Below are 909 nucleotides of genomic sequence, written 5' to 3' on the forward strand. Positions count from 1 at the left end.
GGCCGTGGCCGTGCACACCCGCGCGGCGCCCGCCCGCGGCCGAGAACGTCGCCTGCCAGACGCGTGAGGCGAGGTCGCCCGGGTCGGGGTACAGGGTGTTGTCGCCGCCGACGTCCTCGCCCGCGAGCGCGTCGAGCAGCACGCGCAGCTTGCGGTCGTACGTGGCGGCCTTGTCGCGCACGTCCTCCCCGAACGGCACGAACGACGAGGGCGTGCCCCCGCTGCCGAGCCCGAGGTCGAGACGCCCGCCGGAGAGCAGGTCGGCGACCACCGCATCCTCCGCCACGCGCACCGGGTCTTCCAGGGGCAGCGTGATCACCCCGGTGCCGAGCCGGAGGCGGTTCGTATGCGCGGCGGCGTGCGCCAGGAACACGAGCGGCGACGGCAGCCCGCCCTCCGCGGCGCGGAAGTGATGCTGCGCGACCCACGCACGCCCGATGCCGTGCCGCTCCGCGTGCTGGAGCTGCGCCGTGGCCAGCGCGTAGCGATCGGCGGGCGACGCGTCGTCGAGCAGACGGGTGAAGAACGCCACGGTGGGTGCGGCGGCTGGTGCGGTCATGCGAGGACCTCTCGGCTCTGGGGAGCGTCGTCGACGCCGGGCACGGCGGCGAGCAGCTCCCTGGTGTACTCGTGCTGCGGGTCGTGGAACAGCTCCTCGGTCCGGCCCTCCTCCACCACACGACCGCGGCGCATGACCGACACCGTGTGACTGATGCGCCGCACCACCGCGAGGTCGTGCGAGATGAAGAGGTAGGTGAGCCCGAGCTCGGCCTGCAGCGAGGTGAGCAGCTCGAGGATGCGGGCCTGCACCGTCACGTCGAGCGCGGACACCGCCTCGTCGAGCACCACGATCTCCGGGTCGATCGCGAGGGCACGGGCGATCGCGACGCGCTGCCGCTGCCCGCCCGA

At 73.9% G+C, this 909-nt stretch carries 2 protein-coding genes; both read right to left on the bottom strand.

The annotated features are described in order from the left end of the window. The coding region (locus DW299_RS11245) for an LLM class flavin-dependent oxidoreductase (protein ID WP_136036635.1) at positions 1-559 on the bottom strand (559 nt) is incomplete at its 3' end. After that, positions 556-909 (bottom strand): ATP-binding cassette domain-containing protein (locus tag DW299_RS11250; protein WP_136036636.1); only part of this gene is annotated, 354 nt, incomplete at its 5' end. The genes DW299_RS11250 and DW299_RS11245, both read right to left, overlap by 4 nt.

The sequence above is a fragment of the Microbacterium sp. K35 genome, from assembly GCF_004794375.1.
GTDB lineage: Bacteria > Actinomycetota > Actinomycetes > Actinomycetales > Microbacteriaceae > Microbacterium > Microbacterium sufflavum.